21 protein-coding genes are annotated in these 26,982 nt (G+C 60.9%); 5 read left to right on the top strand and 16 right to left on the bottom strand.

The genetic code is table 11. The features are described 5' to 3' along the window. Positions 1-50: 50 nt before the first annotated feature. From NTD84_RS21225 to NTD84_RS21215, 3 genes are read left to right on the top strand one after another with little or no spacing between them, the layout of a single operon-like run. A complete protein-coding gene (locus NTD84_RS21225) occupies positions 51-2,231 on the top strand; it encodes an FUSC family protein (protein WP_262169611.1) in 2,181 nt (726 codons plus the stop codon). Beyond that, complete coding sequence (locus tag NTD84_RS21220; RefSeq protein WP_007896379.1) at positions 2,221-2,421, top strand: DUF1656 domain-containing protein; 201 nt, start codon at positions 2,221-2,223, stop codon at positions 2,419-2,421. Before NTD84_RS21225 ends, NTD84_RS21220 begins: the two co-directional genes overlap by 11 nt. Before the next feature lie 25 nt (positions 2,422-2,446). Next, on the top strand, positions 2,447-3,310 hold the full coding sequence (locus NTD84_RS21215) for an HlyD family secretion protein (protein ID WP_262169607.1): 864 nt from the start codon (positions 2,447-2,449) through the stop codon (positions 3,308-3,310). Positions 3,311-3,434: 124 nt separating this feature from the next. Here NTD84_RS21215 and NTD84_RS21210 read toward each other — a convergent pair whose 3' ends face one another. The 16 genes from NTD84_RS21210 to yaaA all read right to left on the bottom strand — a co-directional run bounded on the left by NTD84_RS21210 (position 3,435) and on the right by yaaA (position 23,798). Further along, positions 3,435-3,830: a DUF4440 domain-containing protein gene (locus NTD84_RS21210; RefSeq protein ID WP_262169606.1), complete on the bottom strand. Its 396-nt coding sequence runs from the start codon at positions 3,828-3,830 to the stop codon at positions 3,435-3,437. A 118-nt stretch (positions 3,831-3,948) separates the two neighbouring features. Then, a complete protein-coding gene (locus NTD84_RS21205; RefSeq protein ID WP_262169603.1) occupies positions 3,949-4,773 on the bottom strand; it encodes an SDR family oxidoreductase in 825 nt (274 codons plus the stop codon). Positions 4,774-4,807: 34 nt separating this feature from the next. Continuing rightward, positions 4,808-5,272: a multidrug transporter gene (locus NTD84_RS21200; RefSeq protein ID WP_262169602.1), complete on the bottom strand. Its 465-nt coding sequence runs from the start codon at positions 5,270-5,272 to the stop codon at positions 4,808-4,810. Positions 5,273-5,544: 272 nt separating this feature from the next. Then, on the bottom strand, positions 5,545-6,996 hold the full coding sequence (locus NTD84_RS21195) for a mannose-1-phosphate guanylyltransferase/mannose-6-phosphate isomerase (RefSeq protein WP_262169599.1): 1,452 nt from the start codon (positions 6,994-6,996) through the stop codon (positions 5,545-5,547). Between the two features lie 215 nt (positions 6,997-7,211). Further along, positions 7,212-7,868: an alginate O-acetyltransferase AlgF gene (locus tag NTD84_RS21190; RefSeq protein WP_262169597.1), complete on the bottom strand. Its 657-nt coding sequence runs from the start codon at positions 7,866-7,868 to the stop codon at positions 7,212-7,214. A 17-nt stretch (positions 7,869-7,885) separates the two neighbouring features. Continuing rightward, positions 7,886-9,061 (bottom strand): alginate O-acetyltransferase, encoded by a 1,176-nt coding sequence (locus NTD84_RS21185; protein WP_262169594.1) that lies wholly within the window; start codon positions 9,059-9,061, stop codon positions 7,886-7,888. Between the two features lie 11 nt (positions 9,062-9,072). Then, positions 9,073-10,638: an MBOAT family O-acyltransferase gene (locus NTD84_RS21180; RefSeq protein WP_262169592.1), complete on the bottom strand. Its 1,566-nt coding sequence runs from the start codon at positions 10,636-10,638 to the stop codon at positions 9,073-9,075. 210 nt (positions 10,639-10,848) lie between these two features. Further along, on the bottom strand, positions 10,849-11,970 hold the full coding sequence (locus tag NTD84_RS21175; RefSeq protein ID WP_262169589.1) for a mannuronate-specific alginate lyase: 1,122 nt from the start codon (positions 11,968-11,970) through the stop codon (positions 10,849-10,851). Between the two features lie 8 nt (positions 11,971-11,978). Continuing rightward, positions 11,979-13,427, bottom strand: a complete 1,449-nt coding sequence (locus NTD84_RS21170) for an alginate O-acetyltransferase (protein ID WP_262169586.1) — start codon at positions 13,425-13,427, stop codon at positions 11,979-11,981. 10 nt (positions 13,428-13,437) lie between these two features. Further along, positions 13,438-15,009 carry a mannuronan 5-epimerase AlgG gene (algG, locus tag NTD84_RS21165; RefSeq protein ID WP_262169583.1) on the bottom strand — a complete coding sequence of 524 codons (1,572 nt, stop codon included), beginning with the start codon at positions 15,007-15,009 and terminating at the stop codon, positions 13,438-13,440. A 26-nt stretch (positions 15,010-15,035) separates the two neighbouring features. After that, positions 15,036-16,520: an alginate export family protein gene (locus NTD84_RS21160; protein ID WP_262169580.1), complete on the bottom strand. Its 1,485-nt coding sequence runs from the start codon at positions 16,518-16,520 to the stop codon at positions 15,036-15,038. Next, complete coding sequence (gene algK / locus NTD84_RS21155; protein ID WP_262169577.1) at positions 16,517-18,016, bottom strand: alginate biosynthesis TPR repeat lipoprotein AlgK; 1,500 nt, start codon at positions 18,014-18,016, stop codon at positions 16,517-16,519. The genes NTD84_RS21160 and algK overlap by 4 nt, the downstream gene beginning before the upstream one ends. Before the next feature lie 17 nt (positions 18,017-18,033). Further along, a complete protein-coding gene (locus NTD84_RS21150; protein ID WP_262169574.1) occupies positions 18,034-19,203 on the bottom strand; it encodes an alginate biosynthesis protein Alg44 in 1,170 nt (389 codons plus the stop codon). 35 nt (positions 19,204-19,238) lie between these two features. After that, on the bottom strand, positions 19,239-20,720 hold the full coding sequence (gene alg8 / locus NTD84_RS21145; protein WP_410017373.1) for a mannuronan synthase: 1,482 nt from the start codon (positions 20,718-20,720) through the stop codon (positions 19,239-19,241). 157 nt (positions 20,721-20,877) lie between these two features. After that, positions 20,878-22,194, bottom strand: a complete 1,317-nt coding sequence (locus NTD84_RS21140) for a nucleotide sugar dehydrogenase (protein WP_262169572.1) — start codon at positions 22,192-22,194, stop codon at positions 20,878-20,880. 824 nt (positions 22,195-23,018) lie between these two features. Then, positions 23,019-23,798: a peroxide stress protein YaaA gene (gene yaaA / locus NTD84_RS21135; protein WP_262169569.1), complete on the bottom strand. Its 780-nt coding sequence runs from the start codon at positions 23,796-23,798 to the stop codon at positions 23,019-23,021. A 255-nt stretch (positions 23,799-24,053) separates the two neighbouring features. Between yaaA and NTD84_RS21130 the strand changes: the two genes are divergently transcribed. Together NTD84_RS21130 and NTD84_RS21125 are read left to right on the top strand one after the other, a co-directional pair. After that, positions 24,054-25,178: a polysaccharide deacetylase family protein gene (locus tag NTD84_RS21130; protein WP_262169566.1), complete on the top strand. Its 1,125-nt coding sequence runs from the start codon at positions 24,054-24,056 to the stop codon at positions 25,176-25,178. Positions 25,179-25,514: 336 nt separating this feature from the next. Then, entirely contained in the window at positions 25,515-26,909 is a 1,395-nt protein-coding gene (locus tag NTD84_RS21125) for a PhoH family protein (RefSeq protein ID WP_262169563.1), read from the top strand. The last annotated feature ends 73 nt before the right edge of the window (positions 26,910-26,982 follow it).

Here is a 26,982-nt window from a genome sequence, read left to right as displayed (position 1 = left end):
CCTGACACAGCGCTATCGCGAACAGGCTCGCTCCCACAAAGGCGTTGCCCATGAGCCCTGTGCGCTGGCTGCATTCTCTCGAATGGCGCCGTGGCTTCTTCGACTGGGCGCGCAGCGACGGTGTGACCTGGGTCTACATCTTCAAAGTGCTGTTTGCCGCCTTCCTGACCCTGTGGCTGGCGATGCGCCTGGAGTTGCCGCAGCCGCGCACGGCGATGATCACGGTGTTCATCGTCATGCAACCGCAAAGCGGTCAGGTGTTCGCCAAGAGTTTCTACCGCTTCCTCGGCACCTTGACCGGCTCGGCGGTGATGGTCTTGCTGATTGCCTTGTTCGCCCAGAACACCGAGCTGTTCCTCGGCTCGCTGGCGATCTGGGTGGGCATTTGCTCGGCGGGTGCGGCGCGTTATCGCAACTTCCGCGCCTACGGTTTTGTGCTGGCCGGCTACACCGCCGCGATGGTCGGCCTGCCGGCCCTGGCGCATCCGGACGGGGCGTTCATGGCGGCGGTGTGGCGGGTGCTGGAAATCTCCCTGGGGATTCTCTGCGCCACCCTGGTCAGCGCCGCGATCCTGCCGCAAACTGCCAGCGCGGCGATGCGCAACGCTTTGTATCAGCGCTTTGGCGTGTTCGCCCTGTTTGTCACCGACGGCTTGCGTGGCCGCGGCAAACGCGAGGCGTTCGAAGCCAGCAACGTGCGCTTCATCGCCGAGGCCGTGGGCCTGGAAGGGCTGCGCAGCGTCACCGTGTTCGAAGACCCGCACATGCGTCGGCGCAACGGTCGACTGAGTCGTCTGAACAGCGAATTCATGGGCATCACCACGCGCTTCAACGCCTTGCACCAGTTGCTCGAACGCTTGCGCAGCAGCGGCGCGGACCACGTCGTGGCCGCCATCAAGCCGGGTTTGCAGGACCTCGCCGAAGTGCTCGACGGGTTCAGCGGTCGCGCGTTGACCAGCCCCGATGCAGCACGTTTGGTGCTGGCGTTGAGCGCGTATAAAGAGGCGCTGCCGGCCCGTGTCCGCAGCCTACGGGCGACGTTTCAGGAGAGCGACCCGAGCGACGCCGAGCAACTGGATTTCCATACGGCCTACGAATTGCTCTATCGCTTTGTAGACGACCTGCACGGCTATGCGCAGACCCACGCGTCCCTGGCGGACCACAGCCATGAGCGCGAGCGCTGGGACGAACCGTTCACTCCGCAAACCAACTGGATGGCCTCGGCGGCCTCGGGGATTCGCGCGACGTTCATCCTGGTGGTGCTCGGTAGTTACTGGGTGGCGACGGCGTGGCCGAGCGGGGCGACCATGACCCTGATCGCCGCCGCCACCGTCGGCCTGTCCGCCGCGACGCCGAACCCGAAACGCATGGCCTTCCAGATGGCATGCGGCACCTTCCTTGGTGCGCTGATCGGCTTCGTCGAGATGTTTTTCATCTTCCCGTGGATCGACGGTTTTCCGTTGCTGTGCGTGATGCTGGCGCCGGTGATCGTGTTGGGTTCGTTCCTCACGTCGCGCCCGCAATACGCCGGTGTCGGCCTCGGCCTGCTGATCTTCTTCAGCACCGGTTCGGTGCCGGACAACCTCACGGTCTACAACCCCTACGCCTTCATCAACGACTACATCGCCATGGTCCTGGGCATGCTGGTCTGCGCGGCGGCGGGCGCGATCATCCTGCCGCCGAACAGCCGCTGGTTATGGCGGCGCCTGGAGCAGGATCTGCGTGGGCAAGTGGTGTATGCGATCAGTGGCAAACTCAAGGGCCTGGCGTCGAGGTTCGAAAGCCGTACCCGGGACTTGCTGCACCAGGCCTACGGCCTCGCCGCCGGTCAGCCGCAGGTGCAGCGGGACCTATTGCGCTGGATGTTCGTGGTGCTGGAAGTCGGTCACGCGATCATCGAGTTGCGCAAGGAACAGGCGATGCTGCCGGTGCACCCGGCGTATGTCGAATCGCAGCCGTGGCGCCAGGCCATCCGCGTGATGGGCCGTTCGCTGGTGCGGCTGTTCCTGCAACCGAGCCAGAGCAATCTGCAGCGTGCACTGATCGCGGTGGACCATGCGATCAGCCGGGTGCAAGCCACCGATGAGCCCTTCGCCCCGCACTTCGACACCTCGGCATTGCGGCGGGTGAAGAGCTACCTGCACTTCATCCGCACCTCGTTGCTCGACCCGCAATCCGCGCTCGCCGCGTATGTGAATACCTCGCCGCAAGGACCTGAACATGCCTCGTGAAATCGCCTTCCACGGCGTGTACATGCCGACCATGACGCTGATGTTTTTCATCGCCGCGGCGCTGGCCTGGGCGCTGGACCGGTTCCTCTCCGGGTTCGACCTGTACCGTTTTTTCTGGCACCCGGCGCTGTTGCGCCTGAGTTTGTTTACCTGTCTGTTCGGCGCCCTGGCGCTGACCGTCTACCGTTGACCCTCTATCACTGAAGAAGGCCCTGATGAAAAAGCTTTTCAGCCTGCTCGCCACCTTGCTGGTGCTGGCCCTCGCGATCTGGATCGGCCGGACCCTGTGGGTGCATTACATGGACACCCCATGGACCCGCGACGGCCGGGTGCGCGCCGACATCATCAACGTCGCCGCCGACGTCACCGGCGAAGTGGTCGAGGTGCCGGTGCGCGATAACCAGCTGGTGAAGAAGGGCGATCTGCTGATGCGCATCGACCCCGAGCACTACCGCCTCGCGGTGAAACAGGCGCAGTCCCTGGTGGCCTCGCGCAAGGCTACGTGGGAGATGCGCAGGGTCAACGCCCATCGCCGCGCCGACATGGATGCGCTGGTGATCTCCAAGGAAAACCGCGACGACGCCAGCAACATCGCCGACTCGGCCCTGGCCGATTTCCAGCACGCCCAGGCGCAACTGGAAGCCGCCGAACTGAACCTCAAACGCACCGAAGTGCGGGCAGCGGTGGACGGCTACGTGACCAACCTCAATGTCCATCGTGGCGACTACGCGCGCATCGGCGAAGCGAAAATGGCGGTGGTCGACATGAATTCGTTCTGGGTCTACGGCTTCTTCGAGGAAACCAAACTGCCCCACGTGCGGGTGGGCGACAAGGCCGACATGCAGTTGATGAGCGGTGAAGTATTGAAGGGCCACGTGGAGAGTATTTCCCGCGGCATCTATGACCGGGACAACCCGGAAAGCCGGGAGCTGATCGCCGACGTGAACCCGACGTTCAACTGGGTGCGGTTGGCGCAGCGAGTGCCGGTACGGATTCACATCGATGAAGTGCCGGAAGGGGTGCTGTTGGCGGCGGGGATTACGTGCACGGTGGTGGTGAAGCAGGAGGGTGGGGCATAACCGGTAGACCGGGGCGCCTGCATTCGCGAGCAAGCCCGCTCCCACATACGACCGAGAAATGCGATCAAATGTGGGAGCGGGCTTGCTCGCGAATGCGGACGACTCGGTGCAACAGACAAGCAACTCACTCCTTGCAGAAAGTCTCATGCAAATGCCGCCAAAGAAGCTTGCCTTCGACCTTCTCAAACACCACCGCCGAACGGCGATCGGAATGCAGGCCGGTGGCATCGGTCTGTTGCTCGCGGTAACTCACGGTGGCGCCGCCGTCATGCAACGCGAGGCCGCGTAACTCGCTGAGCTCGATCCGAAAGCCGAGTTTCTTGCCGCCCGCGAGCATGAACAACTCGTTCAGCGCGGCAAAATCCAGCACCCGGCCCAGTGGCGAGACCATGGAAAACTGTGGGGAAAAACGCATCAGCAACTGTTCCAGTTCCGATGCGTCCTGCTCTTCGGCCAGCCATTTTTCGATCAGGACGTGGGCCTGGATCACTTCGTCGAAGTATTCGGTGTAGTCGGTCATGGTGAGTCCTGAAGTTTTGTGGTGTGTGTGCTGACCTCATCGCGAGCGGGCTCGCTCCCACCGTTGGAATGCAGTTCCCTGTGGGAGCGAGCCTGCTCGCGATGGGGGCGACGCGGTCTCAAAGCTGCCCGCGCAAGCCAAACCGCTTCATCAACGCCGACTCCAGCAACCCCTTGGGCAACAAACCCGCCATCAACGGCAACGCCCGGCTGCCATTGCCGAGGCGCACCAGTCGGGGCGGCTTGCTCTGCTGCACGGCCTTGAGCAGCCCGGCGGCGAATTCGCTGGCCGGGGTCGGGTTGTCCTGGGAGGCCTTGGCCCGTGCGCGGATGCCTTCGCGTAGCGGAAACCATGGCGATTGTTCGCTGATCAATTGCTCGGCTTCATGCCCGGCATTCTTGGCGAAGCTGGAGGCGATCGCCCCCGGCTGAACCTCCATCACCCGCACGCCAAACGGCGCCAGCTCCATGCGCAACGCATCGCTCAAGGCATGCACCGCCGCTTTCGACGCGCAGTAGGCGCCGGCAAACGGCGTGACCAGAACCCCGGACACGCTGCCGATATTCACCACGATTCCTTTGGCCCGGCGCAACACCGGAAACAGCGCGCGGGTCACGCCGACCACCGCGAAAACATTGGTTTCGAACTGGCGCTGCAGGGCCGGCACGCCGCCATCGAGCAGCGGCCCCATCGCACCATAACCGGCATTGTTGATCAGCACATCGAGGCCGCCGGTTTGCTGGTTGATCCGTTCGCTCAACTGCTCGAGCGCCGGGCCGTCGTTGACGTCCAGTTGCACCGCGGTAAACCCGGCGGCGGTCAAGGCCGCCAAGTCTTCAGCCTTGCGGGCGGTGGCCCAGACTTCGTAGCCGGTGGTCTTGAACACCTCGGCGAGGGCGCGGCCGATGCCGCTGGAACAACCGGTAATCAACGCAACGGGCATGGCGCGGTCCTTGTGCATGGGGATTGATAAGGCATCAGTCGGAGAAACTACCCTGCAAACGCTCGGCGCGAAACTCCAGGGTTTGCGGGCGATATCCGGGACGCAGCGGTGGCATCGGCAAGCAGTCCTCCCAGTTCGCCCCGGCCTGCAATTCGCCGGGCCCGCGATAGCGCGGCGCGGTGTATTGGTTGTCGGCCAGGTTGACCGTGTCGCCCGGGGCATACGCAGCGATACGCCAGCGCAGTTCGGTCAGTGGCACGTCGTTGCCGTTGTTCATTTTCAGTTGCAGCGGGCGATCTGCCGGGCATTGTTCCGGGGCGTAGGTGATGCGCAATTCAAGGCGCGCCAGTTGCTTGACCTCGCGGTTGTCCAGCCAGATGACCCAGGTGGCGACCAGGCCCAGCCCAATGGCTGCCGCAATCGAGACGGGCAGGGCTTTGGTCGGGTAACGCAACAACAGGATCAGCCAGGTGATGACCAGCAGGACGCCGATGAACATGACGCACAACCTCGGGAGGGGAGAGGTTCATCCTACCTAAGCGTAAGTGAGGTGGCGATGGGATTGATGGAGTGTGGTGGCTATCAGGGCCTCTTCGCGAGCAAGCCCGCTCCCACCTTTGACCGCATGCACCGTCCTGTGTGGGAGCGGGCTTGCTCGCGAAGGGACCGGCTCAGGCAACACAAAATCCCGACAAAAAAAGCCCCCACCCAACTCGCTGCGGATGGGGAGTCGCAGCGGGCTGGATGGGGACTTCTTGTTTTGCCGAACGCTTACTGCGCGATGGTTTTCACCGACACGCCACGCTCGATCGGGGTCGAACGACCGTAGATATCTTCAAAACGCTCGATATCGTCTTCACCGAGGTAGCTGCCCGACTGAACTTCGATGATCTCGAGTGGAATCTTGCCCGGGTTGCGCAGACGGTGAACCGAAGCGATCGGAATGTAGGTCGACTGGTTCTCGCACAGCAGGAACACGTTTTCGTCGCAGGTCACTTCGGCGGTGCCGCTGACCACGATCCAGTGTTCCGCGCGGTGGTGGTGCATTTGCAGCGACAGGCACGCGCCCGGCTTGACCGAGATGTGCTTGACCTGGAAGCGCCCGCCCATGTCCACCGAGTCGTAGGAACCCCACGGACGATAGACTTCACAGTGGTTCTGGGTTTCGCTGCGGCCCTGTTCGTTGAGGGTGTTGACCATCTGCTTCACGCCTTGGACCTTGTCCTTGTGCGCGATCATCATGGCGTCCTTGGTTTCGACGACCACGATGTTTTCCAGGCCGATCACCGACACCAGTTTGCCGTTGCCGTGGATCATGCAGTTCTTGCTGTCCTGAATGACCACGTCGCCTTTGGTGACGTTACCGTTGGCGTCTTTTTCATTCACTTCCCACAGCGACGACCAGCAACCGACATCGCTCCAGCCGGCGGTCAGCGGCACGACGCAGGCGCGCTGGGTTTTTTCCATGACGGAGTAGTCGATGGAATTGTCCGGGCAGCAGGCGAAGGTGGCTTCGTCGATAGTGACGGTGTCGGCGTCCTGCTCGCTGCGCTCAAGGGTCAGCAGGCAGGTGTCGTAAATGTCCGGATCGTGTTTTTTCAGCTCTTCGAGGAAGCGGCTGGCGCGGAACAGGAACATGCCGCTGTTCCAGAAGTAACCGCCGGACTGGACGAACTCGGTCGCGCGTTTAACGTCGGGTTTTTCGACGAAGTGCGAGACGCGGCTGACGCCTTCCGGCAGCAGCGAATCGTTGGTCGACTTGATGTAGCCGTAGCCGGTTTCCGGTTTGGTGGCCGGTACGCCGAACAGCACCATTTCGCCATTTTCGGCAGCCACGGTGGCCAGGGCCAGGGCGCGTTGCAGGGCTTTCTGGTCGTCCAGCACGTGGTCGGCCGGCAGCACCAGCATCAATTCGTCACGGCCTTCGTTGATCAGCATCATCGCGGTCAGGGCCACGGCCGGCGCGGTGTTGCGGCCGAACGGTTCCATCAGGATGCGCTGGGTTTCCAGCTTGCGGGCGCTCAACTGCTCGTTGACGATGAAGCGGTGGTCCTTGTTGCAGACCACAATCGGGGTGTCCATGCCTTCGAACACCAGGCGTTCCAGGGTTTGCTGGAACAGCGTGTGTTCGCCGGTCAGGGCGAGGAACTGTTTAGGAAACTGCTTACGGGAAAGCGGCCAAAGACGTGAGCCGCTACCACCTGACAAGATCACCGGAATCATGTGTGTTACTCCTTGAAAATCGAATGGGTCAGAGCACGAACGTTGTGTCGTTTCACTCTTGTTCTTGTTCCGTGTCCCGACTGACACCGCGATCCAGGGTGGGAGCGGGCTTGCTCGCGAAAGCGTTGTATCAGTCGACATCTTGGGTGGATGTCTGACCGCCTTCGCGAGCAAGCCCGCTCCCACAGGGGGATGCGCCAGTCGGGAAAAATGGGTTAGCGCGTCGAAACCGGGCGCTTGACCCAGACTGGCGACAGGCTGCTGCCGTTACCGGTGACGTACAGCACCGCCGCTTCACCGCGCTCCAGGGCGACCGGTTTCACGTCGCCGACTTTCGTTGCGCCCTCGTAGAGCGCCAGGCTGACTTTTACCGGGTTGATTTCGCGCTCGCCACGGCCCTTGGCGGCGACGGACGGTACGACTTCGGTCTTGCCGTCGGCGGTTTTCAGGGTCAGGGCCTTGTCGCTCAGGTTCTGTACGCGAACCAGGGATTTCTGCTTGTTCTTGAACGGCGGCTCTTCGATCAGTTGCGGCGCGCCGCTGGCGTTGTTGACCAGGGTGTAATAGTGGTCGCCGGCCAGTTTCACCGGCAGGGTCTGGCTGCCGACCTTGGCGCTGTAGTCGCCGCCCGGCATGAAGCTGAAGTCGGTGCTGGACAGTGGCGCGACGTCGGCCAGGTTGGTGCTGCCGACGGTGGCGCTGACTTCAGTATTGCCGGCGTTGTAGACCCGTACGAAGCTCGAGCCTTTCGGTGCGGTCGGGCCGTAGAGGGCGGCGTCGCCACCGGCGAAGGCATTCATGGACAGCACGCTGAAGGTCGCAGCCAATGCAAAGGTCTTGGCGAGACGGCGAGGAGTTGTAGTGAAAGTCATGGAAGTACCTCTCTCTTTCAGTTTTGCGCCCGGTCGGGCGTCTCGGATTTAGTGTTTACCGCTACGTTTTGCTGGCGGGCGCCGGCTTCTTTGAGCTCTGCGACCCACTGCGGGTCGGCGTCGCCGATTTCGTTGTTCACAGGCAGATAACGTTCGGGGAACTCCCAGATCAGCACTTGTGGCGGGCTGTTCTTGAAGGCATCGCTTTTCAGGTAGCTGAGCATCGGCAGGATCGGGCCGTGGCCGTCTTCGGCGTAATTCACCACGTCGCTGTGCAGCGCTTCTTTCAGCGCGCCGACGAAGTTCCAGTTCGGGTTGGCGCTATAGCTGGTGCCGATCAACGCCACGGGCACTTCGGTGTTGGCGAACAGGGCGTCGTCGCCAGCGGCCTGATCGTCAGCCGCCACGGTGTTGCGCTTCTGCAACGGCTCGGTGGCCGGCATCAGGTTTTCGAACAGCGGGTCCAGCGGCAGGAACAGGCGCAGGTCACCTTTGTGGGTCACTTTCTCGGCCGGCTGGGTGACGAAGCGTTGCGGCTCGCCGCTCAGCGGGGTTTTCTCGGCAATCGTCCTGGCCAGGGTCTCGGCGGCGATTTGCGCGCCTTCCGGGGTCCAGTGGGTGTCGGTGCGCAGGAACACTTGCTGACCGTTCAACTTGCCCTTTTGCAGCGGCACGAGCAGGTCAGGCGCGATGATCTTGTCGGCCGCGACACGGGCGTGGAAGTCTTCATACAGGTTGGCGTGGATGCTCGAAGGCTTCACGTCGCCCAGGTGTTCCGGATACAGGCGGGTCTTGGCCGGCACGATCGCCATCACCAGTTTCACGCCTTTCTCTTTCAATGCCTGACGCACGCCTTCGACCAGCGCGTAGTTGCCTTGCAGGTTCAATTCTTCGTTGACGATCGGGTTGAATTCCTCATCGCTGTACAACCATTGGTCGCGACCGAGCACCACGCCCGGACGACCTTCGTTGAACAGTTTGAAATCCAGCGCGGCCCAGAGGTTGGTGCCCAGGCGCTTGATCGGGAACTCGTCGTCGTAGTGGGTTTCGACAGCCTTGGTCCAGCGGCCGTTGAGCACCGTCGCGTCGGCGTTGGTGCTGAAGCCGAAGAAGCTGCGCGTCGACCACAGGCCCAGGACCAGCAGGGTCACCAGGAACAAGGCGATGTAGAAGATGCGTAATGAGCGGGTCATGGTCAGATCCCTCAGAACTGGAAGTAAAGGAACGGCGAGAAGCTTTGCGCCGAGAGTTTGAAAATCGAAGCGATGAACAGCAGCAGTATCAGCGCGCGCATCACGTAACGGGACCAGTCAGCGGTCCAGTAGGCCGGTTGCACGGTGGCTTCGACGCCCACGGTGTAGCCCGGCTCGTGGATGCTCGCCGGGTTGTCGCCCGGTACGGCCTTGATCATTCCTGGGGTTGCGCCAGCAGGACCATCGGTCTCGATGTTGACGGCAGGCTTGGTCTTCTCGGGCGGACGGTTGCTGTAGAAATCACGGATGCCGAAGAACGCCAGGGTCACGTAAGCCACCACCAGGGTCGCCACTTGCAGGCCGGTGAGGCTGGCCTGGTTGAGTTCCGACAGCGACCATTCGCCGAAGCTGAACATCGCGCCGTACATACGGCCGGCGACGTGCAGGTTTTCCGCGCGGAAGATCACCCAGCCCATGACCACCAGCAGGAAGGTCAGGGCCCAGCGGATCGGGTTGATGCTGCGCGGCGAAGTATTCAGGCCCAGCGCTTTTTCAATCGCCAGCCACATGCCGTGCCAGGCACCCCAGACGATGTAGGTGATGTTCGCGCCGTGCCACAGACCACCGAGCAGCATGGTCAGGAACAGGTTGCGATAGGTCATCAGCGTGCCTTTGCGGTTGCCGCCCAGCGTGATGTACAGGTAGTCACGCAGCCAGGTGGACAGGCTGATGTGCCAACGGCGCCAGAACTCGGTGATCGACTGGCTGATGTACGGCTGCTTGAAGTTTTCCATGAAGCGGAAACCCATCATCAAGCCCAGGCCGATGGCCATGTCGCTGTAGCCGGAGAAGTCGAAATACAGTTGCGCGGTGTACGCCAGCGCGCCGAGCCAGGCATCGCCGGTGGTCGGGTTCTGCAAGGCGAAGCAATGGTCGGCGACCACTGCAAGGGTGTCGGCGATGAAGACTTTCTTGATGAAACCCTGCATGAACCGCGTGCAGCCCTCGGAGAATTTGTCGAGGGTGTGGGTGCGGTTGTTGAACTGGTCGGCGAGGTCGCGGAAACGCAAAACCGGGCCGGCAATCAGGTGCGGGAAGATCGCCACGAATGCCGCGAAGTCGATCAGGTTGCGGGTCGCCGGGGTATCACCGCGGTAGACGTCGATGATGTAGCTGATGGACTCGAAGATGTAGAACGAGATCCCGATTGGCAACAGCACGTGGGTCAGGATGAACGGCGACAGACCGACCGAGGTCATCATCGCGTTGATGCTGTCGACGCCGAAGTTGGCGTACTTGAAGTAGCCGAGGATGCACAAGTCGACTGCCACGCCGAGCAGCAGCCAGCGCTGGGCCGGTTTGGTGCGCACGCCGGCGGCGCCGACCTTGAGGCCGATCCAGTAGTTCCACAGCGTCACGGCGGCGAACAGCGCGAGGAAGTCCACGCGCCACCAGGCATAGAACACATAGCTGGCGATCAGCAGCAGCAGGTTGCGATAGCGTATTCCGCTCAAGTAGTACAGGCCGAGGAAGATCGGCAGGAACAAGAACAGGAACACGTTGGATGAAAATACCATCCCGGTCTCTCCATGTTTAACCAACAGTCAAGGGCCGCAGCCCCCCCAAACCCCCCACCAAAAAACCGGGGGAATAACACTTAGCTCAAATCCTGCACTGACCCGGTGGGAGCGGGCTTGCTCGCGAATACGGTGTGTCAGTCGACATCAAGGGTGAATGTCAGACCGCATTCGCGAGCAAGCCCGCTCCCACAAGGGTTTTGCGTTGTTCTAGGAACCTTTGCCTTTCTCGTTGGCCGGGTCGTAGACCTTGGTCAGGTCACCCCCGAGGCGGAAGGTCTTGAACGGCTGCATCTGGTGTTTCTTTTCCAGCACGTCAGGCGAGCAGGTGTAAAGCGTGCAGAACGGTTCGAGCCAGGCGAATTTCGAATCGACTTTCAGGTCGGTCATGTCCTGTTCCTTGCCGTTCTTGCTCTCGAAGCTGCTCGGGTCTTTCACGCCGGACAGCACGCGATCACCCAGGCGTTTCAGCGCGCCGTTGTTTTCCTGGCGCAGATCCACACCGTTGACCTGAGCGAAACTGGCGATCATCGCCAACGGCGGCAACGCGTAGTTGTGGTAGGCGAGGGCGCGTTGCTGGCGCTTGAGTTCATTGGGCAGGTAGCCGTCGGCGTCGACCTGGTTGGCGCCGACCTTGTATTCCTTGACGGCCCAATCGAACAGATCGCGGCGGTTAGTGGCGACGGACGTGGCCATCACCGACCAGGCGGCCCAGTACGAGTGGTTGTTGGTTTTATCCAGCGGCAGGTTGTCCCAATCGCTGACCACCTGGTCGGCCATTTTGCTGAACCAGGCTTCGATCAGCTGCGACTCTTGCTGGTGGTTGGCCAGCGGGTGCGAGTCGGAGAACTTCAGGCGGATGTACGAAGACGCCATGCTGCCCAGCGCCCATTTGCGCATGGACTTGCCGGTATGGTTGAAGTCCTTGGACATCAGCGCATCGGCCTTGGCCCAGGCGGTCAGCCAGTTCAGCGTGCATTCGAGTTGTTCCGGACGACCGTCACGCATGAACTGCATCACGCGCTTGCTGGTGCCGCGCTCGATCTTGGTGATGTCCGCGGTGGTGTCACGAAAGGCTTTTTCCGATTGCACGTTCAGGGTCGCACGGGCCTTGTCGGAACCTTCGTACTTGCTGCGAAATTGCAGCGAGCCAGTGTACGGCGCCGGCATCGCGTCACAACCTTCGCTGCTGTCGCCGGTTTTGACTTTCTCGATGGGTGCGAAATAACCCTGGGGCGGACGCAGCGGCGCGGCGGCCTGGGTGGCCCCGGCGAACATCGCCAGGGTCAGCAGGGACGGCGCGAGTAGATGTTTCAACGTTCGGTTTCGCATGGCAGACCTCATTGCCCGACCGAAGCAGTACGCTGCTCGGCACTCGGGAATACGTTGCGTTTGCAGATTTTCGCTTCGACCTTCTGTGGCGCGGCACCCGCTTCAGGGCCCTGGACTTCGACGGCCAGCAGATTCTGCGAAGCCCAGTCTTCGTCCGTGCGCAACTCGAAGGCAAAACGCCCGTCGGTGTCGGAAGTTTCCGGTTTTTCGATCTTGATGTCCTCGTGGCGCCCGTTCATGTACCAGAGGGTGGCTTGCAGGGTTTTCACCGAGGTATCGGCGAAGCGGATGTCGACCTGGTGACTGCTGTTCTGCAGGTTCAGGTTGTTGCTGTTGACCAGCAATTCGTTCTTGCCCGGTTTCAGCGTCTTGCTACCGGACATTTGTGCATCTTTACCTTCGCAACCGTTGTCCAGCAGCGCCATCATCTGGCGGTAGATGGTTTCCTGGTCCAGGCGGTAGAGCGGCGAGAATTCCCAGATCAGGATCTTCGGCGGCTTGGTCTGGAACTCTTCGCTGCCCAGGTACTGCAGCATCGAACCTTCCAGGCCCCCGCCGGGGAACGCCACGTTGAGAATGTCGGCGCCGATGGCCTCTTCGAGGAAACCGGCGAAGTTGTAGTTCTTGCCACTGTGGCTGGTGCCGACCAGGGTGATTTCCGGGTTGCCGGAGTCGCCGAAGAGGTCGCCATCCGCCGCTTCGCCTTTGGGCTCGGTGGTGAACTGATCCATGTACTGGATCGCGTAGCTGGTGCCACAGAGTTGACCGGCCATATTGTGCAATGTTCCGGTCTTGCCCATGCGACCCGACTTGTGGCTCTCGAATTCGCGTTTTGGAATGCTCGCAAATTCAGGCAGTTGCTTGATTTTTTCGCCGACGATCTTCGCGGTGCGCTGGGCGCCATACGGCGTCCAGTGCTGGTCGCCGCGGAAGTAGAAATCGTGGGCGGGCAGGGTGTCCGGCAGCGATTCGTTGGTCAGCGGCGACAGGTCCGGCACCACATAACCCATGGCGGCGAAACGCCCGAGCATGGTCTTGTAGTTCTTCAGCGCCTTGTCGAAATCGAATTTGGCCTTGTCTTCCGGGTTGAGCTTGTTGCGGTTCACCAGGCCACGGGTCGGCTGGTAAACCACGACGAGCTCCACGCCTTTGCTCTTGAACGCATCGTGCAGTTCTTTCATGCGTTTGTAGCCGGCGGGGGTGGTGTCGAATTCGGTGCGCAGGTCTTCCTGGGTACGGAACAGCCAATCGCCCTGGGCCTGCACCAGCGTGGTGAAGTTCTGCTGGTAACGCGTGGTGTAATTCTTCGCGTCGTGGGCTTCGGGGCACAGGTTGCAGCACGGCTCGGCATTGAACGTCGGGGCCTTGACGTCATCGGCGCGGGCGCCAGCGCTGGCCGCGAGAATGCCGGCGGTCAGGGCCGACAGGCTGAGTAATTTGATCAAGTGTGAGTGCATAAAATTATCCTCAGTCCTGCAGTTCGGTCTGGCGTTCGACAGGGTCGATCAGCACGGCTTTCTGCTGGCGCACCAGCAGGTCGAGAATTTCATCCTGACGCTCGCCGAGAATCCCGTTGAAGCTGATGCCACTGGATTTGGTCGGGGCGAGCATGGACACGCGATACAGTTCGACGCTCAGCGGCGAGTCGATGGACAGCGGGCCGCTGCCGTTGCCGGCCAGTTCGCCGCCAACGATGATCAGCGACACCTGGGCGTCGAACGGATCGAGCTTGATGTCACGGTCGGTGTCGGTCAGGTCCTTGATGTGGCCGTAGACACCGGTCAGGCCGTTGGCCATCGCCAGGTTTTCGTACAGGCGGATGTTCACGCTGTTACGAATGCGGATGCCGTGACGACGGTTGCTGATCACCTTGTTCGCATACAACAGGTTGTCGGCACTCTCGTAGAGGGTGATGCCGTCGGTGTGGTTCTTGTAGATCTCGTTGTAGGCAATGATGTTGTTGACGCTGTTACGGTCGATCACCAGGCCCGACAGCTTGTTGTCGTAGCTGCGGTTGTTGAAGATGAAGCTGTCGTTGACCTCGCGGGAAATGATGATCCCGTGCTTCTTCTTGGTCCCGTGGACGGTGTTGTCGGCGATGATCAGGCCGTGGGACCGGTCATGCGGGTCGATGCCGTAGACGATGTTGTCTTTGTAGGTGTTGCCCTTGACCACGAAGTCGCGGGTTTCGTAGCAGTAGAAGCCGTACCACATGTCCGAGAACTCGGAGCCGACGATCCAGCCGGTCGGTTCAGGGCGCTTGAGCACCTTGGCCATGTTCGGCGTGTACTGGGAAATACTCACGCCGTAGGACTTACTGTTGGCGTAACCGAAACTGGCGATCTTGCTGTTGGCGATGTAGGTCTCGGTGCCGCCCCAGGACAGCAGGAACGGGCGGAACTCCTTCGCCGAGTTGAACGTCGCCGGGCCGTTGTCCTTCTCGCGCCAGCCAGTGATTTTGGTATCACGCACAAACAGCTGGCCGTCGTTGACCAGGAACGAGCCGGCCTCCTGGGACAGGCGTAGTTCCTGGGTCTGCTTGTCGATTTCGAGGATGCCGTGACGGCCGACCACGATCGGCAATTTCGCCAGGTAGACACCCGGCGACGTTTCGCTGAAGTACTGCTTGGGCAGTTTCTTCGCCAGGTCCTTGAGGTTCATGTAGCCGTCGTCGACGAAGATCGCCTGCGGGATGCCGTGCTGACGCACCACCCATTCGGCCATCTTGTTGTCGCCGCCGATGAAGTCCTTCAGTGCGTCTTCCTGCATCATCCGGCGCACGCTGATTTTGCCGGCCTTGGTGCGCACGATTTTCGCGGCGATGGCTTCCGCGGTGTAGCCGGAGGTGTCCGGCAGTGTCGGCTTGGCCATCTCCAGCGGCGCGGTCGGCGCGCTGCTGACGGTGTAGGTCTTGGCCTGCTGCAATTCCTTGGCCGTGGTCACCGGCTTCGCTGGCTCGACGTTGGCGAAGGCGGCCGAGCTGGCCAGCAGCATCGCGCCGGCCAGCAAGGTCAACGCGCCTCTCTTCGGACTGTTCATGTCAGGAACTCCCTTAGCGGTTCGCATCAGAAGCGCCAGATCACGTCGATGAACGCGCGATGCATGTACGAGTCGACTTCTTTGCCGTACGCATCGCCCGGCTTGAACACACCGCCACGCAAGCGCACGAGGGCCGACGGTTCGTCGATCGACTGGCTCAGCGCGGCCGGTAACAGGCCTTGCTTGAAGTACTTGGTGACGACGAGGTCCATTTCCTGGCCCAGGTCCTTGTTGCCATCTTTCAGCGGCAGCGACGTGCTGGAGAGAATCGCGCCGGTCGGATCGGTGTCGTTCTCGACCGCGTTGATGCCGTTGCTGCCGACCGGCTTGTTGCCGTCGACACGCCAGAATTTGTGGTAGATCACGCTGGCGTCGTATTCGTCGTTGAGCATCCACGAGCCGAACAGCGTAGCGGTCTGCATGTTGTTCATTTCGCCACGGAAGGCTTCGCCGAAACGGTGAACTCGCGAACGCGTACCGGTGTAGTTCGAACGGTTGCTTTCCAGGCCGTTCTGTTGGTAATCGGCGCTGGCGCGGGCATAAGCGGCACCGACTTGCCATTGCGGATCGAGGCGCAGGCGCACACCGACATCGGTGGCCCAGCCGTTGAGGTCTTCACCGCGCTTGGCTTCGGCCGGGCGCGTGCCATCGGCGTTGAGCGCGTTGACCGTGTCGGTGTCGCCGCTCATGCCGGTGATGCTGCCCCAGTAATTGAGGGTGTTGGTGTTGCGGTAGTTGTAGGCATCGCTGTCGGCGGTGAGGCCGAGCCAGCTGATGTCGCCATTCTGTTTCTTGTCCAGCGAGTCGCCGGCCACGCCCGGTTCCGGGTAGTCGAGCTTGCCGTCATCGTGGGTGTGATGACCGCGAATGCCGACCCAATTGCCCGGGGTCCACTGGTACGCCGCGTCGGCGTAGACGTGCAGGCGATCCTTGTCTTTCGGTGCCAGCTCTTTCAGGTCGGTGCGGTATTCGCTGAAGCGCTCGGCGACGCCGACATTGGCGCGCAGCAACGTGGTGTCGAAGGTCCAGTTCAGGGCTTCGATATTGGTGTCGCGCCATTGGCCGTCGTCATTGCGCAGGCGTTGGCGACCGAGTTTCAGTTGCTCGCCCGGATACGGTGTGAGGCCGCTGTAGCCGACCCAGAATTCACGCATGGCCAGGTAGTTTTTCTTGGTCTTGCGATCACCGTTGTCGGTGGTCTGGGTGCCTTCGCTGTCGGACTGCTGCAGGGTGTCGGTCTCGATGATGTCGGTGGACGTCACCGCCTGACCCATGGCGTAGGCGCTCCAGGCGCCGCTTTCGCCGTAGATCCATGGACGCAGGTCGAGGCCGACGCCGTTGACGTCGCCGCCGCCGGCGGTGCCGAGGTCACGGTCGTCTTCGGACTGGCCGGTGATTTTCACTTCGAGGCCGAAATTCTTGGCGTCGGTCAATGCCGCCAGGGTCGGACACGACCACAGCAGGGCGCAAGTCAGGCCGATACCGGCCTTCACGAATGGGTTCAACTTCATAACGTTTCCTCGCCGTCTTCTTCTTGCAGGGCGTGCAGTTCCAGCGTGTTCTGGCTCAAGGCACCACGAACGGCCTGTTCTTGTTTCAACAGGCGTTGGGCCTCGGCGAGCTGGGCAGGCGGCAGTTGGGCTTCGAGTGTCTGGGCAAGCTCGGTGGCTTGCGGGGTGTTCTGGGCTTTGGCCAATTGGCTGAAGACATACGCGTTAAGCGGATTGGGCTTGGTGCCCCGGCCTTGGGAAAACAGTTGCGCGATGGCGAAGTCAGCGCTGTTCTGACCGTTGCGCGCAGCGGTCAGCAAGTGATCCAGGGCTTTCTGCGAATAGACCTGGCCCAGGTAACCACGGCGGTAGATCTGGCCGAGGTAGTAATCGGCGGCGACTTCCTTGCCGACGGCTTTCTGGAAATGCGCTTCGGCGACTTTCGCGTCGGCCGGCACCCATTTGCCTTCGTAGTAGAGCTTGCCGAGCAACAGTTCGGCGCGCGGCTGATCAGCGGCACGGCCGTTGTCCAGGTATTTCATCATCGTGTCGACATCGCCGAGTTCCGGGAAGTCGTAGAGCAATTGCGCCAGGCTGACCCAGGAAGCGGGGTAGCCGGGGGCGATGTCTTCGAGCAACGACTGCGCGGTTTTCTCGTCGGTCTTGCCCAGCGTCGCATCCCCCAATACACGGGCCACGCTGTCAACGCGCTGCGCGGACACGGTGCCGCGGGTATGCGCCGCCTGCATCTGTTTGATCAGTGCGGCTTGCTCTTCGGTCTTGCCCTGTTTCTGGTAGACCGTGGCCAGCTCGACGTAGCAAATGTCGGTGGTGTTCAACGCGGCTTTGCAGATGGTCGCGACTTCGTCCAGGTGCTGGTCGTAAGTACCCTGGGTGCGATAGAGCAGCACTTGGGCCAGGCCCGCTTCCGGCTTGCCTTCGGCGCGCCATTGGCTGATCTGCTGTTGGGCGTTGACGTTGGGGAAACTGTGCGGGTATTGCAGGTACAGCATCGCCAGCGGGATCAACGTGTTGCCTTCGCCATTGGCCGCGGCTTTTTTCAACAGGCCTTCGGCTTCGTGCTGTTCGGCTTCGGTCGAACCGGGCTTGGCCACCAGCAGACGACCGAGGCGAGCCTGGGCGCGCGGCGACACGTCGGCCGCGGCGCGGTAAGTCGCCTCGGCCTGCTTGATTTGCGCCGGGTCGCGGCTGTCGACCTGGATATCGGCCAGGCCCACCTGGGCCTCGCTGTAGCCGAGGTCGGCCAGTGCCTTGTAGTTCTGCTGCGCCGTTGCGGTGTCGCCACGTTTCAGGGCTTCGTTGGCCAGGCGCTGGTCGGGCAGGCCGGCGCAACCGGCGAGGCTGACGGCCAGTGCCAAAGCACACACCGCACCCCTGTGGGAGCCAGCCTGCTGGCGATTCAGGCAGCTCGGTGCTTCAGCAGAACCGCAGTGATCCAATCGCTGGCAGGCCAGCTCCCACAGGGATCTCGGTTTTCTCAGAAGGCTGGTGATCATCACGGGCATGTCCTCGCTTACAGGCCAGAAGCCATGGCTTTGTCGATCAGCCAGTTCAGGTTCGGGCCACGATCGCTGTTCACTTCAACCGGACGACCGGCGAACTTGCTGTCCAGCGGCTCGTCAGGCTGGATCAGCACGCGGATGTCGGACGACAGGTCGGCGCTTTTCAGGCTGGTGCTGCTGACGATCTTGCCGGTGCGGGATTTGTCTTCGCCGGCGATCTGGAAGCGCACCGGGCTGCCTGGCAGCACGTCGCCGAATTGGCGATAGGAGAAACGCGCCTCGACGTTGGCTTCGCTGTTGCGCGGCACCAGCTGGAAGATCACGTCGCCCTTGCTGGCGTACTGACCGTCGGCGACCAGTTGCTGCGCCACGGTGCAATCGCACGGCGAGGTCAGGGTGCCGGTCATTTGCTTGCCGAACAGTTCTTCAACCTTGGCCGGTTGCAACTGGTCTTCGTCGAGGTGGCCCTTGAGCACGTCGAGCATGCTGGTGCTGAAGGTCGCCAGCGGTGCGCCTTTGGCGGCGACACCGTCAGCCTTGATCAGGCTCTGCACGGTGCCATCGCGCGGCATGGTGATGTTCATGCCCGGCACGCTGACCAGACCGGCCTGCGCATGGCTGACGAAGTACATGCCGTACACCGACTTGAAAATGAAACCGAACGCCGCCAGGCCGACGAGGAAAATCGCCAGGCTGAACGTCACGGCGCGCAGACGACCGAACGGGGACATGCCGCTGCCGCTGTCCTTTTGCTTGCGCGCCTTGGTGAAGTTGTCGCGCTGCAGGGTGGCCAGCACTTCGCCGATGCTGACGATGTCGCCGGCCAGGTGCGAGGTGATCAGGTGGCGCAGGGTCGAGATGTCCTGCGGTTCCAGGTTCTGGAACTGGCAGCCGACACGGCCGGTCTGGCGGTCGAAGGAGCGCACTTGCAGTTCCACGTCCATGGCCAGGCCAAGGTTATCGATGACGAACTGCAGGCGAGCCTTGTGCGCATCGCCGATTTTCAGCGGCAGCTGGCCGGCGTTGAACGCCAGGCCGCCGGCGGAAAGATCGAGGACACGGGCTTCGACCGGGGTCCGGTCCGGACCGAAGAAACGCAGCTTGGCCGGGATTTTTACCCGGGCGTGTTGGCGCTGGGCTTCGGATTCATGCACTACGTTGGCGTTGACGGCGGTATTCATAGGGGCGATTTCCTTGTTAATTCAATAGGGGCGGGTCAGACCATCAACAGCAGTACGGCGACAAAGATGCTGCCGGCGGAGAAGGTCATGGTCCGAGACGACCAGGTGTTGAACCAACGTTGAAAGCTGGCGAGATCACGGGTCAGGGCAGTGGGTTGGCGAGTCCAGGACTGTTGGTCGAGGCGGAAGAACACGTAGATCTTCACCAGCGCGCCGACGATCTGGTTGTAATAGAGAATCGCCGGGTAGGCCGGGCCGATCGTGTGACCGGAACAGGACAACAGCAGCGTCAGGATCAGGCGGGTGATGCCGATCCACAGCAGGTAAGCCAGGATGAACGCGGTGCCGTACTTGAAGCTGGCGATGATCGCCACGGTCAGGCCCAGCAGCGAGGTCCACATCGACACGCGCTGATCGAACAGCACCACCGAAGTGAACAGGCCGAGGCGTTTGACCCCCAGGCCCAGTGCGCGAGCGTTCTGGCGCAGGTTGTTGCCGTACCAGCGGAACATCAGTTTGCGGCTGGCCTTGATGAAGCTTTTTTCCGGCGGGTGTTCCACGGTGTGGATCGCCGCATCGGGCACGTAGAACGTGTCGTAGCCCAGGCGCATCAGGCTGAACCAGCTCGACTTGTCATCACCGGTGAGGAACTTGAAGCGGCCCAGGCGCCAGTGTTGCAGCGAGTCGCTTTCCACGTCGGCGATGAAGTCCGGGTTGGTGACCACGGAGGCGCGGAACACCGACATGCGTCCGGTCATGGTCAGTACGCGCTTGGACAGGGCCATCGAGCACATGTTGATGTGGCGCTGGGCGAAGCGCAGCTTGTGCCACTCGCTCATGATGTAGCCGCCGCGCACTTCGCAGAATTCGTTGGTGGTCAGGCCGCCGACGTTGCCGAACAGCTGGAACCACGGCACGGTCTTGAGCACGACGCCTTCGGCGAGCACGGTGTCGCCATCGATCACTGCGACCACGGCGCGGTCGTCCGGCAGGTGACGGGAGATGGCGCGGAAACCGAAGGCCAGGCCATCGCGTTTGCCAGTACCCGGGATGCGCACGAAGTCGAGCTTGACGCGCTCCGGTGGGTTCATCCGGTTCCACAGGCTTTTCACCAGCAGCTCGTCGGACATTTCCACGATCGAGCAGACCACGGTGGTCGGCAGGCCGCAGTCGATGGCTTCGCGGATCACCGAGCTGTAGACCTGGGCGGTGGTCAGCGCGTCGATGCGGAAACTGGTGACCATCAGGAATACGTGGGAGGGGTCTGACGCTTTACCGAGCTTGCGCACTTTGCGCCGCAAGTGCGGGTAGACCACGTACAGAAACAGCATGCCGCGCAGGAAGTGCGTGGCACCCATCGAGTAACGCCAGATCCCGATGAAGCCGATCAGGAAAATGAAATCCTTCGACTCGGAATCGAACGTGGACGTGGGCAACGCCATGGCGATGCCCATCAAGATACTTAAGTAAAACAGCCAACCGGCGGCCTGAAGGAGGCCGTGCTTTAGCCTGTGCATAATTTGCATCCGTGTGTCGATCTCGGGTTAAGGCAGGCGTAGAACCCGTGGGAGCGAGCCTGCTCGCGATGGGCGCCAACGATGACGCTGGCAACCTGACACCCTGCGGTGTCTCTGATCCATCGCGAGCAAGCCCGCCCCTACGGGGAAGGCTGCTTTACCAGCAGATGCCTTCGGCGCGTCCACCTTCACGGGTGGCTTGCGACATGAAGCCCACCAGGTCGATCACTTGCTTGCCCTGCGGAACGTTCTGCACCAGGGCGCGGAATTTCTCGTCACGGTTGCCGAGGATGATCACGTCGGAGTTGTTGATCACTTCGTCGAAGTCGGCATTGAGCAAGGACGAGACGTGCGGAATCTTCGACTCGATGTAGTCCTTGTTCGCGCCATGAACACGGGCGTATTCAACGTTGGCGTCGTAGATGCTCAGGTCGTAACCCTTGCCGATCAGCATCTCTGCCAGATCCACCAGCGGACTTTCGCGCAGGTCATCGGTGCCGGCCTTGAAGCTCAGGCCCAGCAGGGCGACTTTGCGTTTGTCGTGGCTGGAGACGATGTCGAAAGCGTTCTGCACCTGGGATTCGTTGCTGCGCATCAGCGAGTTCAGCAATGGCGATTCCACGTCCAGGGCGCCGGCGCGGTAGGTCAGGGCACGCACGTCTTTGGGCAGGCAGGAGCCGCCGAAGGCGAAGCCTGGGCGCATGTAGTACTGGGACAGGTTCAGGGTCTTGTCCTGGCAGACCACTTCCATCACTTCGCGACCGTCGACGCCGCACGCCTTGGCGATGTTGCCGATCTCGTTAGCGAAGGTGACCTTGGTGGCGTGCCACACGTTGCAGGTGTACTTGATCATCTCGGCAACGGCGATGTCCTTGCGGATGATCGGCGCGTCGAGCTCTTCGTACAGCGATTGCAGAACGTCGCCGGACGCCTTGTCGAACTCGCCGATGACGGTCATCGGTGGCAGGTCGTAGTCGGCGATCGCGGTGCTTTCACGCAGGAATTCAGGGTTGACCGCCACACCGAAATCAATGCCGGCTTTCTTGCCGGAGCAGTCTTCGAGGATCGGGATGACAACGTTTGCGACGGTGCCCGGCAGGACGGTGCTGCGCACGACGATGGTGTGGCGGGTGCTCTTGTCACGCAGGACAAAACCGACCTCGCGGCATACCGCTTCGATGTAGTTCAGTTCCAGGTCGCCGTTCTTTTTGCTCGGCGTACCGACGCAGATCATCGACAGGTCGGTGTCGCGAATCGCCTCGGCGAAGTTGGTCGTACCGCGCAGGCGGCCGGTCTCGATGCCCTTGGCCAGCAGTTCGCCCAAACCCGGTTCAACGATCGGTGATTTACCGGCGTTGATCATATCGATCTTGTCTTTGGCGACATCGACGCCAACGACGTCATGGCCCCGTGCAGACAGGCAACCGGCACAGACTGCACCGACGTAACCCAAACCAAATATGCTGATGCGCATCGCATTTACCTCTCGTTAACAAGACTTTTTCAACAAGCCATTAGATGGCCCGAGTTAAGGGTATTCATCGGTCGTAGTGCACTCGGAAGTGCGGCAGACAGGCGCCACAATGCCGTGTACAGGCATGCTAAGTTCCGAGTGTCTAAATAAGTGCACTCAAGGTGTGCGCAACTAGGCCTTATTATTATGACGTGCCCTGTTATGCAGCTGAGTCCTCTTTCAGAGGTCCTTTGTGCAAAGGTCTTGCGCGCTCAATGCCAGGCAATAAGCCCGTAAATCAAGCGGTTGAGTGCTTGGGAAAGCACGTTTATAGGGGCGCAGCCTTGGCCGTGTAGGGGATAGTAGTGATGCGTTATCTCCTGTCCTTCATGTGTTGCCCAAATCAGGGATTATTGAGCCGAAGTAATTGTGACAACTTCGCTACGCTGATCTCTTCTCTGCGTAAGTTATCTCGTACATGTTCAGAGATAATCGTTACCGGTGGTATGAGCAACGCATTTGGACGAAGTTCCTGTCCGCCTATCGCGATTTCTGAAATTTCTTGAAATATTGACAAAGATGGCACTACTTTCAAATTGATGGCACTTGCTGTTTCACCCTTGTTACACGGGGCGTTAAACAAGCGCGATAGTTTTGTGCCACTACCGAGAAAAATTTTTGGTGCCACTACTGAAAAAAATGCGCGAAGTCGAGTGAAACTAAAGTTAGGAAAAGCATCGGTGTTTTTTTGACGCCAAGAGCATGGCGATTCGGGCGGGGAATTGTTCGACGATCAGACGCGGCGCACGGTGAGCACTTTGCCTCCCGTGCGCCGATTGGGTGCATCAGTCGGGAGCGTGATCGCGAAGAAACACCAGATTGTCCGGTTTAGACTGTTCGGCGCTGTAGCGATAGCCTTGGACATCGAACTGCTTGAGGGCAGCCGGATCGTTGATGCGTTCCTCGATCACGAAGCGACTCATCATGCCCCGGGCTTTTTTCGCGTAGAAGCTGATGATCTTGTATTGGCCGTTCTTCAGGTCCTTGAACTCGGTATTGATGATGCGTGCTTTCAAGGCGGGGCGTTTGACCGCCGAGAAGTATTCGTTGGACGCGAGGTTCAGCAGCACGTCGTCACCTTGATCGGCCAGGGCTTCGTTCAGCCACTCGCTGATCTGCGTGCCCCAGAAGGCATACAGGTCCTTGCCACGGGCGTTGGGCAATTTGGTGCCCATTTCCAGGCGATACGGTTGCATCAAATCCCGCGGACGCAGCAGGCCATACAGGCCGGACAACATGCGCAGGTGCTGTTGGGCGTAATCGAAATCGGCTTCGCTGAAGGTCTGGGCGTTGAGGCCGGTATAAACGTCACCCTTGAATGCCAGCAGCGCCTGTTTGGCGTTTTTCGGGGTGAAGGCGGGGGTCCAGCTGCCGAAACGCGCGGCGTTGAGCCCGCCAATTTTGTCAGAGACGTGCATCAGCTCGCTGATCTGCGCCGGCGTCAGTTCGCGCAATTGCAGGATCAGCTCCTGGGAATGGTCGAGGTACTGCGGCTGGGTAAAGCGCTGGGTCGCCGGCGGTGTTTCGTAATCGAGGGTCTTGGCGGGGGAAATCACCATCAGCATGAAGTCGTCTCCTTTAATCGTGGGGCGATTCTAGGGGGTTGTCCTTGATGACTCCAGCTATCAAGTCCATAGGTGATGATCGGTGGCATACCCACAACGTTGTGGGAGCGGGCTTGCTCGCGAAAGCGGTGTGTCAGTACCGATGATGCCGGCTGGCATACCGCTTTCGCGAGCAAGCCCGCTCCCACGGTAGATCGTGGCGCGAGTGCGGTATCAGCTATAGTGCCGCGCGGGTTTTGTTATGGAGACATCCCATTGCGTATCGTTTTTCTATTCTCGGCCTGGCTGTTGAGTTTCGGTGCCCTGGCGGCGCCGGGCGATGTGGCGACGCTGGATCGCAGCACATGGCCCGAACAACTCAGCAACCCGACGCTGTTCGACGTCGCCTCGCGGGCGGAAATCCTGATGTTCGCCCGGGTGCTGCTGGCCAGTGAGTCCCTGGATGAGGCGAGCCTGGCCCAGCGACTGGGGTTGCGCACGATCAATCTGGACTCGGTCAACAGCCTGCGCCAGCGTTTCTGGCAGCGCCTGTTGGCTAACTACAACTTTGCCCAGCAGAGCTGCGACCAGGATGCGTCCTTCTGTTTCCTGGTGGAGGACATGCCGACGTTGCGCGAGCAAGCCGCCAAGTTTCAGGTCAGTGACGACAGCTACTACATAAAGTGGGCCGAGCCGAGCCGACTGTTCCACGCGCAGTACCTCGACGAGCAGTTGCGCAAGGCCGCGCTGTTTCCGCAGACCAGCAGTGAAGTCGATCGTTTTGGCGACTATGAGCGCAACGGTGAGCAGATGCATGACCGACTGTTCCTGCTGACTTTCGACAGCGCCGCCAACGCCGCGCCGGACAACACCGCCTGGGTCGCCGACTACCTGCGCAAGGCCAATCTGACCGGCACCTTTTTCGTCCTCGGCAAGGATATTCAGGCGCGCCTGGGCGATCGCTCAGTCGCGAGCCTGCAAGCGACTTACGCCGCACAGTGCATCGGTGTGCAAGGCTGGGAGTTCCGCTCCCACAGCCACTGGCAGGACTGGCAGGACTCGGTCCGGCGCAGCGCCGAACTGGTCAAAAGCAAATTGCCGGAGAATTACGTGCCGCTGTTCCGTCCGCCCGATGGCCAGCGACGTGCGGACGCGGAAGGCTTCTTCAGGTCGCAGGGCTTGCAGGTGGCGCTGTGGGACATCGACGCCCAGGACGGCGCCGGCAAACTCAAGGCCAATCAAAGTGCGCAACGGGTGTTAACGCTGATGCTGTTGTGGCGGCATGGGGTGCTCAACTTCAACGTCAAGCAGGATGGGGTAAAAACGGCGTTGCCCTGGCTGATCACGCAAACGGCGCCCAGCGGGATCGGTTGGGAAGAATGTCAGGACGCGTTTCGCTGAAAGCGAAAAAGCCCGTAATCATTGGGGCAGGGGCGATTTGGGGAAGAATTTCAATGCAGGCGGACTTCCGACTTTAACGGCACATTGCCTGCACGCCAAGGGCTATTCGTCACTCTGAAAAATAAACTTCAAAAAAACGTCAAAGTGCTTTTTTCTGTCATGGGTTTTGGAGTATTACGAAGACAGACCGCCGAAACCTGCAACACAGGTGGCGTCTCCCAAGACCCCAGTTTGTGTGCAGTTCACTTGACTCCCCGCAGGTGAATTCGGCAGTCACTTCGAGGCGCAGCACCGCCGAGGTATTGCGTCGAATGGCTCCCACAAAGGTGACCGAGTATGGATGATCACGGACGTAGTTCTTCCTCCAACCAGCCTATCCTTTATGTACTCGATACCAACGTATTGATTCACGATCCAAACGCCCTGCTTAACTTCGAAGAACACCACGTCGCGATCCCGATGACCGTGCTTGAGGAGCTGGACAAGCTCAAGAGCGGGCATCACAGCGTGGCCGCGGAATGCCGTCAGGCGATTCGCCTGATCGACAAGACCCTGGGCGATGCCAGCCCGGAAGACGTTGAACTGGGTGTGCCGATCCAGCGCGGCAAAAGTGGGCCCAAGGGTTTGCTGTCAATTCTGATGAGCAAACGTGCCGAACCGAACATCATTCTGCCCGAGCACCTGAACGACAACATCATCATCAACCAGTTGATCGACCTGCACGCGCGCGAGCCCAAGTTGCCCGTGGTGCTGGTCACCAAAGACATCAACATGCGCCTCAAGGCCCGAGCGTGCGGGATCGCGGCCGAGGACTACAGCACTGACCAGCTGGTGGACGACGTTTCGTTGCTGCCCAACGGCTATCACACCATGACCGGCTCGTTCTGGGACCTGGTGAGCAAGGTCGAAACCCGTCAGGATCATGGCCGCACCTGGCATCAGGTGAAGTTGATCGACAACCTCCCGGCCGTGCACATCAACGAATTCATCATCGACGAGCAGGGCTTTGTCGGCTGGATCAAGGAGATCGAGGACGACCGCCTGCTGATTCTCGATTTGCATCAGGAACCCCTGTTGCACCAGGAAGCCTGGGGCCTGAAACCGCGTGACATCTATCAAAGCCTGGCGCTGTACGCCTTGCTGGATCCGGACATCCATCTGGTCAACCTCTCCGGTGCGGCCGGCTCCGGTAAAACCATCCTGGCCCTGGCCGCGGCGATCGAGCAGACCATGGTCAGCAAGCGCTACCGCCGGATCATCGCCACCCGTAGCGTGCAGGGCCTGGACCAGGAGATCGGTTTCCTGCCCGGCACCGAAGCGGAAAAAATGGAGCCTTGGCTGGGCGCCATCACCGACAACCTCGAAGCCTTGCACATGGATGACGAAAACACCCATGGCAGCGTCGACTACATCCTCAGCAAAGTGCCGTTGCAGTTCAAATCCCTCAACTACATCCGGGGTCGCAGCTTCCAGCAGAGCCTGATCCTGATCGACGAATGCCAGAACCTCACGCCGCACCAGATGAAAACCATCATCACCCGTGCCGGTGCCGGTTCGAAAGTGGTGTGCCTGGGCAACCTGGCACAGATCGACACCCCTTACCTGTCCGCGACCAGTTCCGGGCTGACCTATCTGACTGAACGCTTCAAGGATTTCCCGAACGGCGTCCACATCACCCTGCAAGGGGTGCCACGTTCGATTCTGGCCGAATACGCCGAATCGCATTTGTAACCTTCATCACAAAGCCGGGCGACCGCACAGTCGCCCGGTTTTTTTGTGCCTCACGCAAAACCAATGTGGGAGC

Source organism: Pseudomonas sp. 14P_8.1_Bac3, from assembly GCF_025466085.1.
GTDB lineage: Bacteria > Pseudomonadota > Gammaproteobacteria > Pseudomonadales > Pseudomonadaceae > Aquipseudomonas.
The sequence above is the reverse complement of the archived record's forward strand: the minus strand, read 5'-3'. Positions and strand labels throughout refer to the sequence as shown.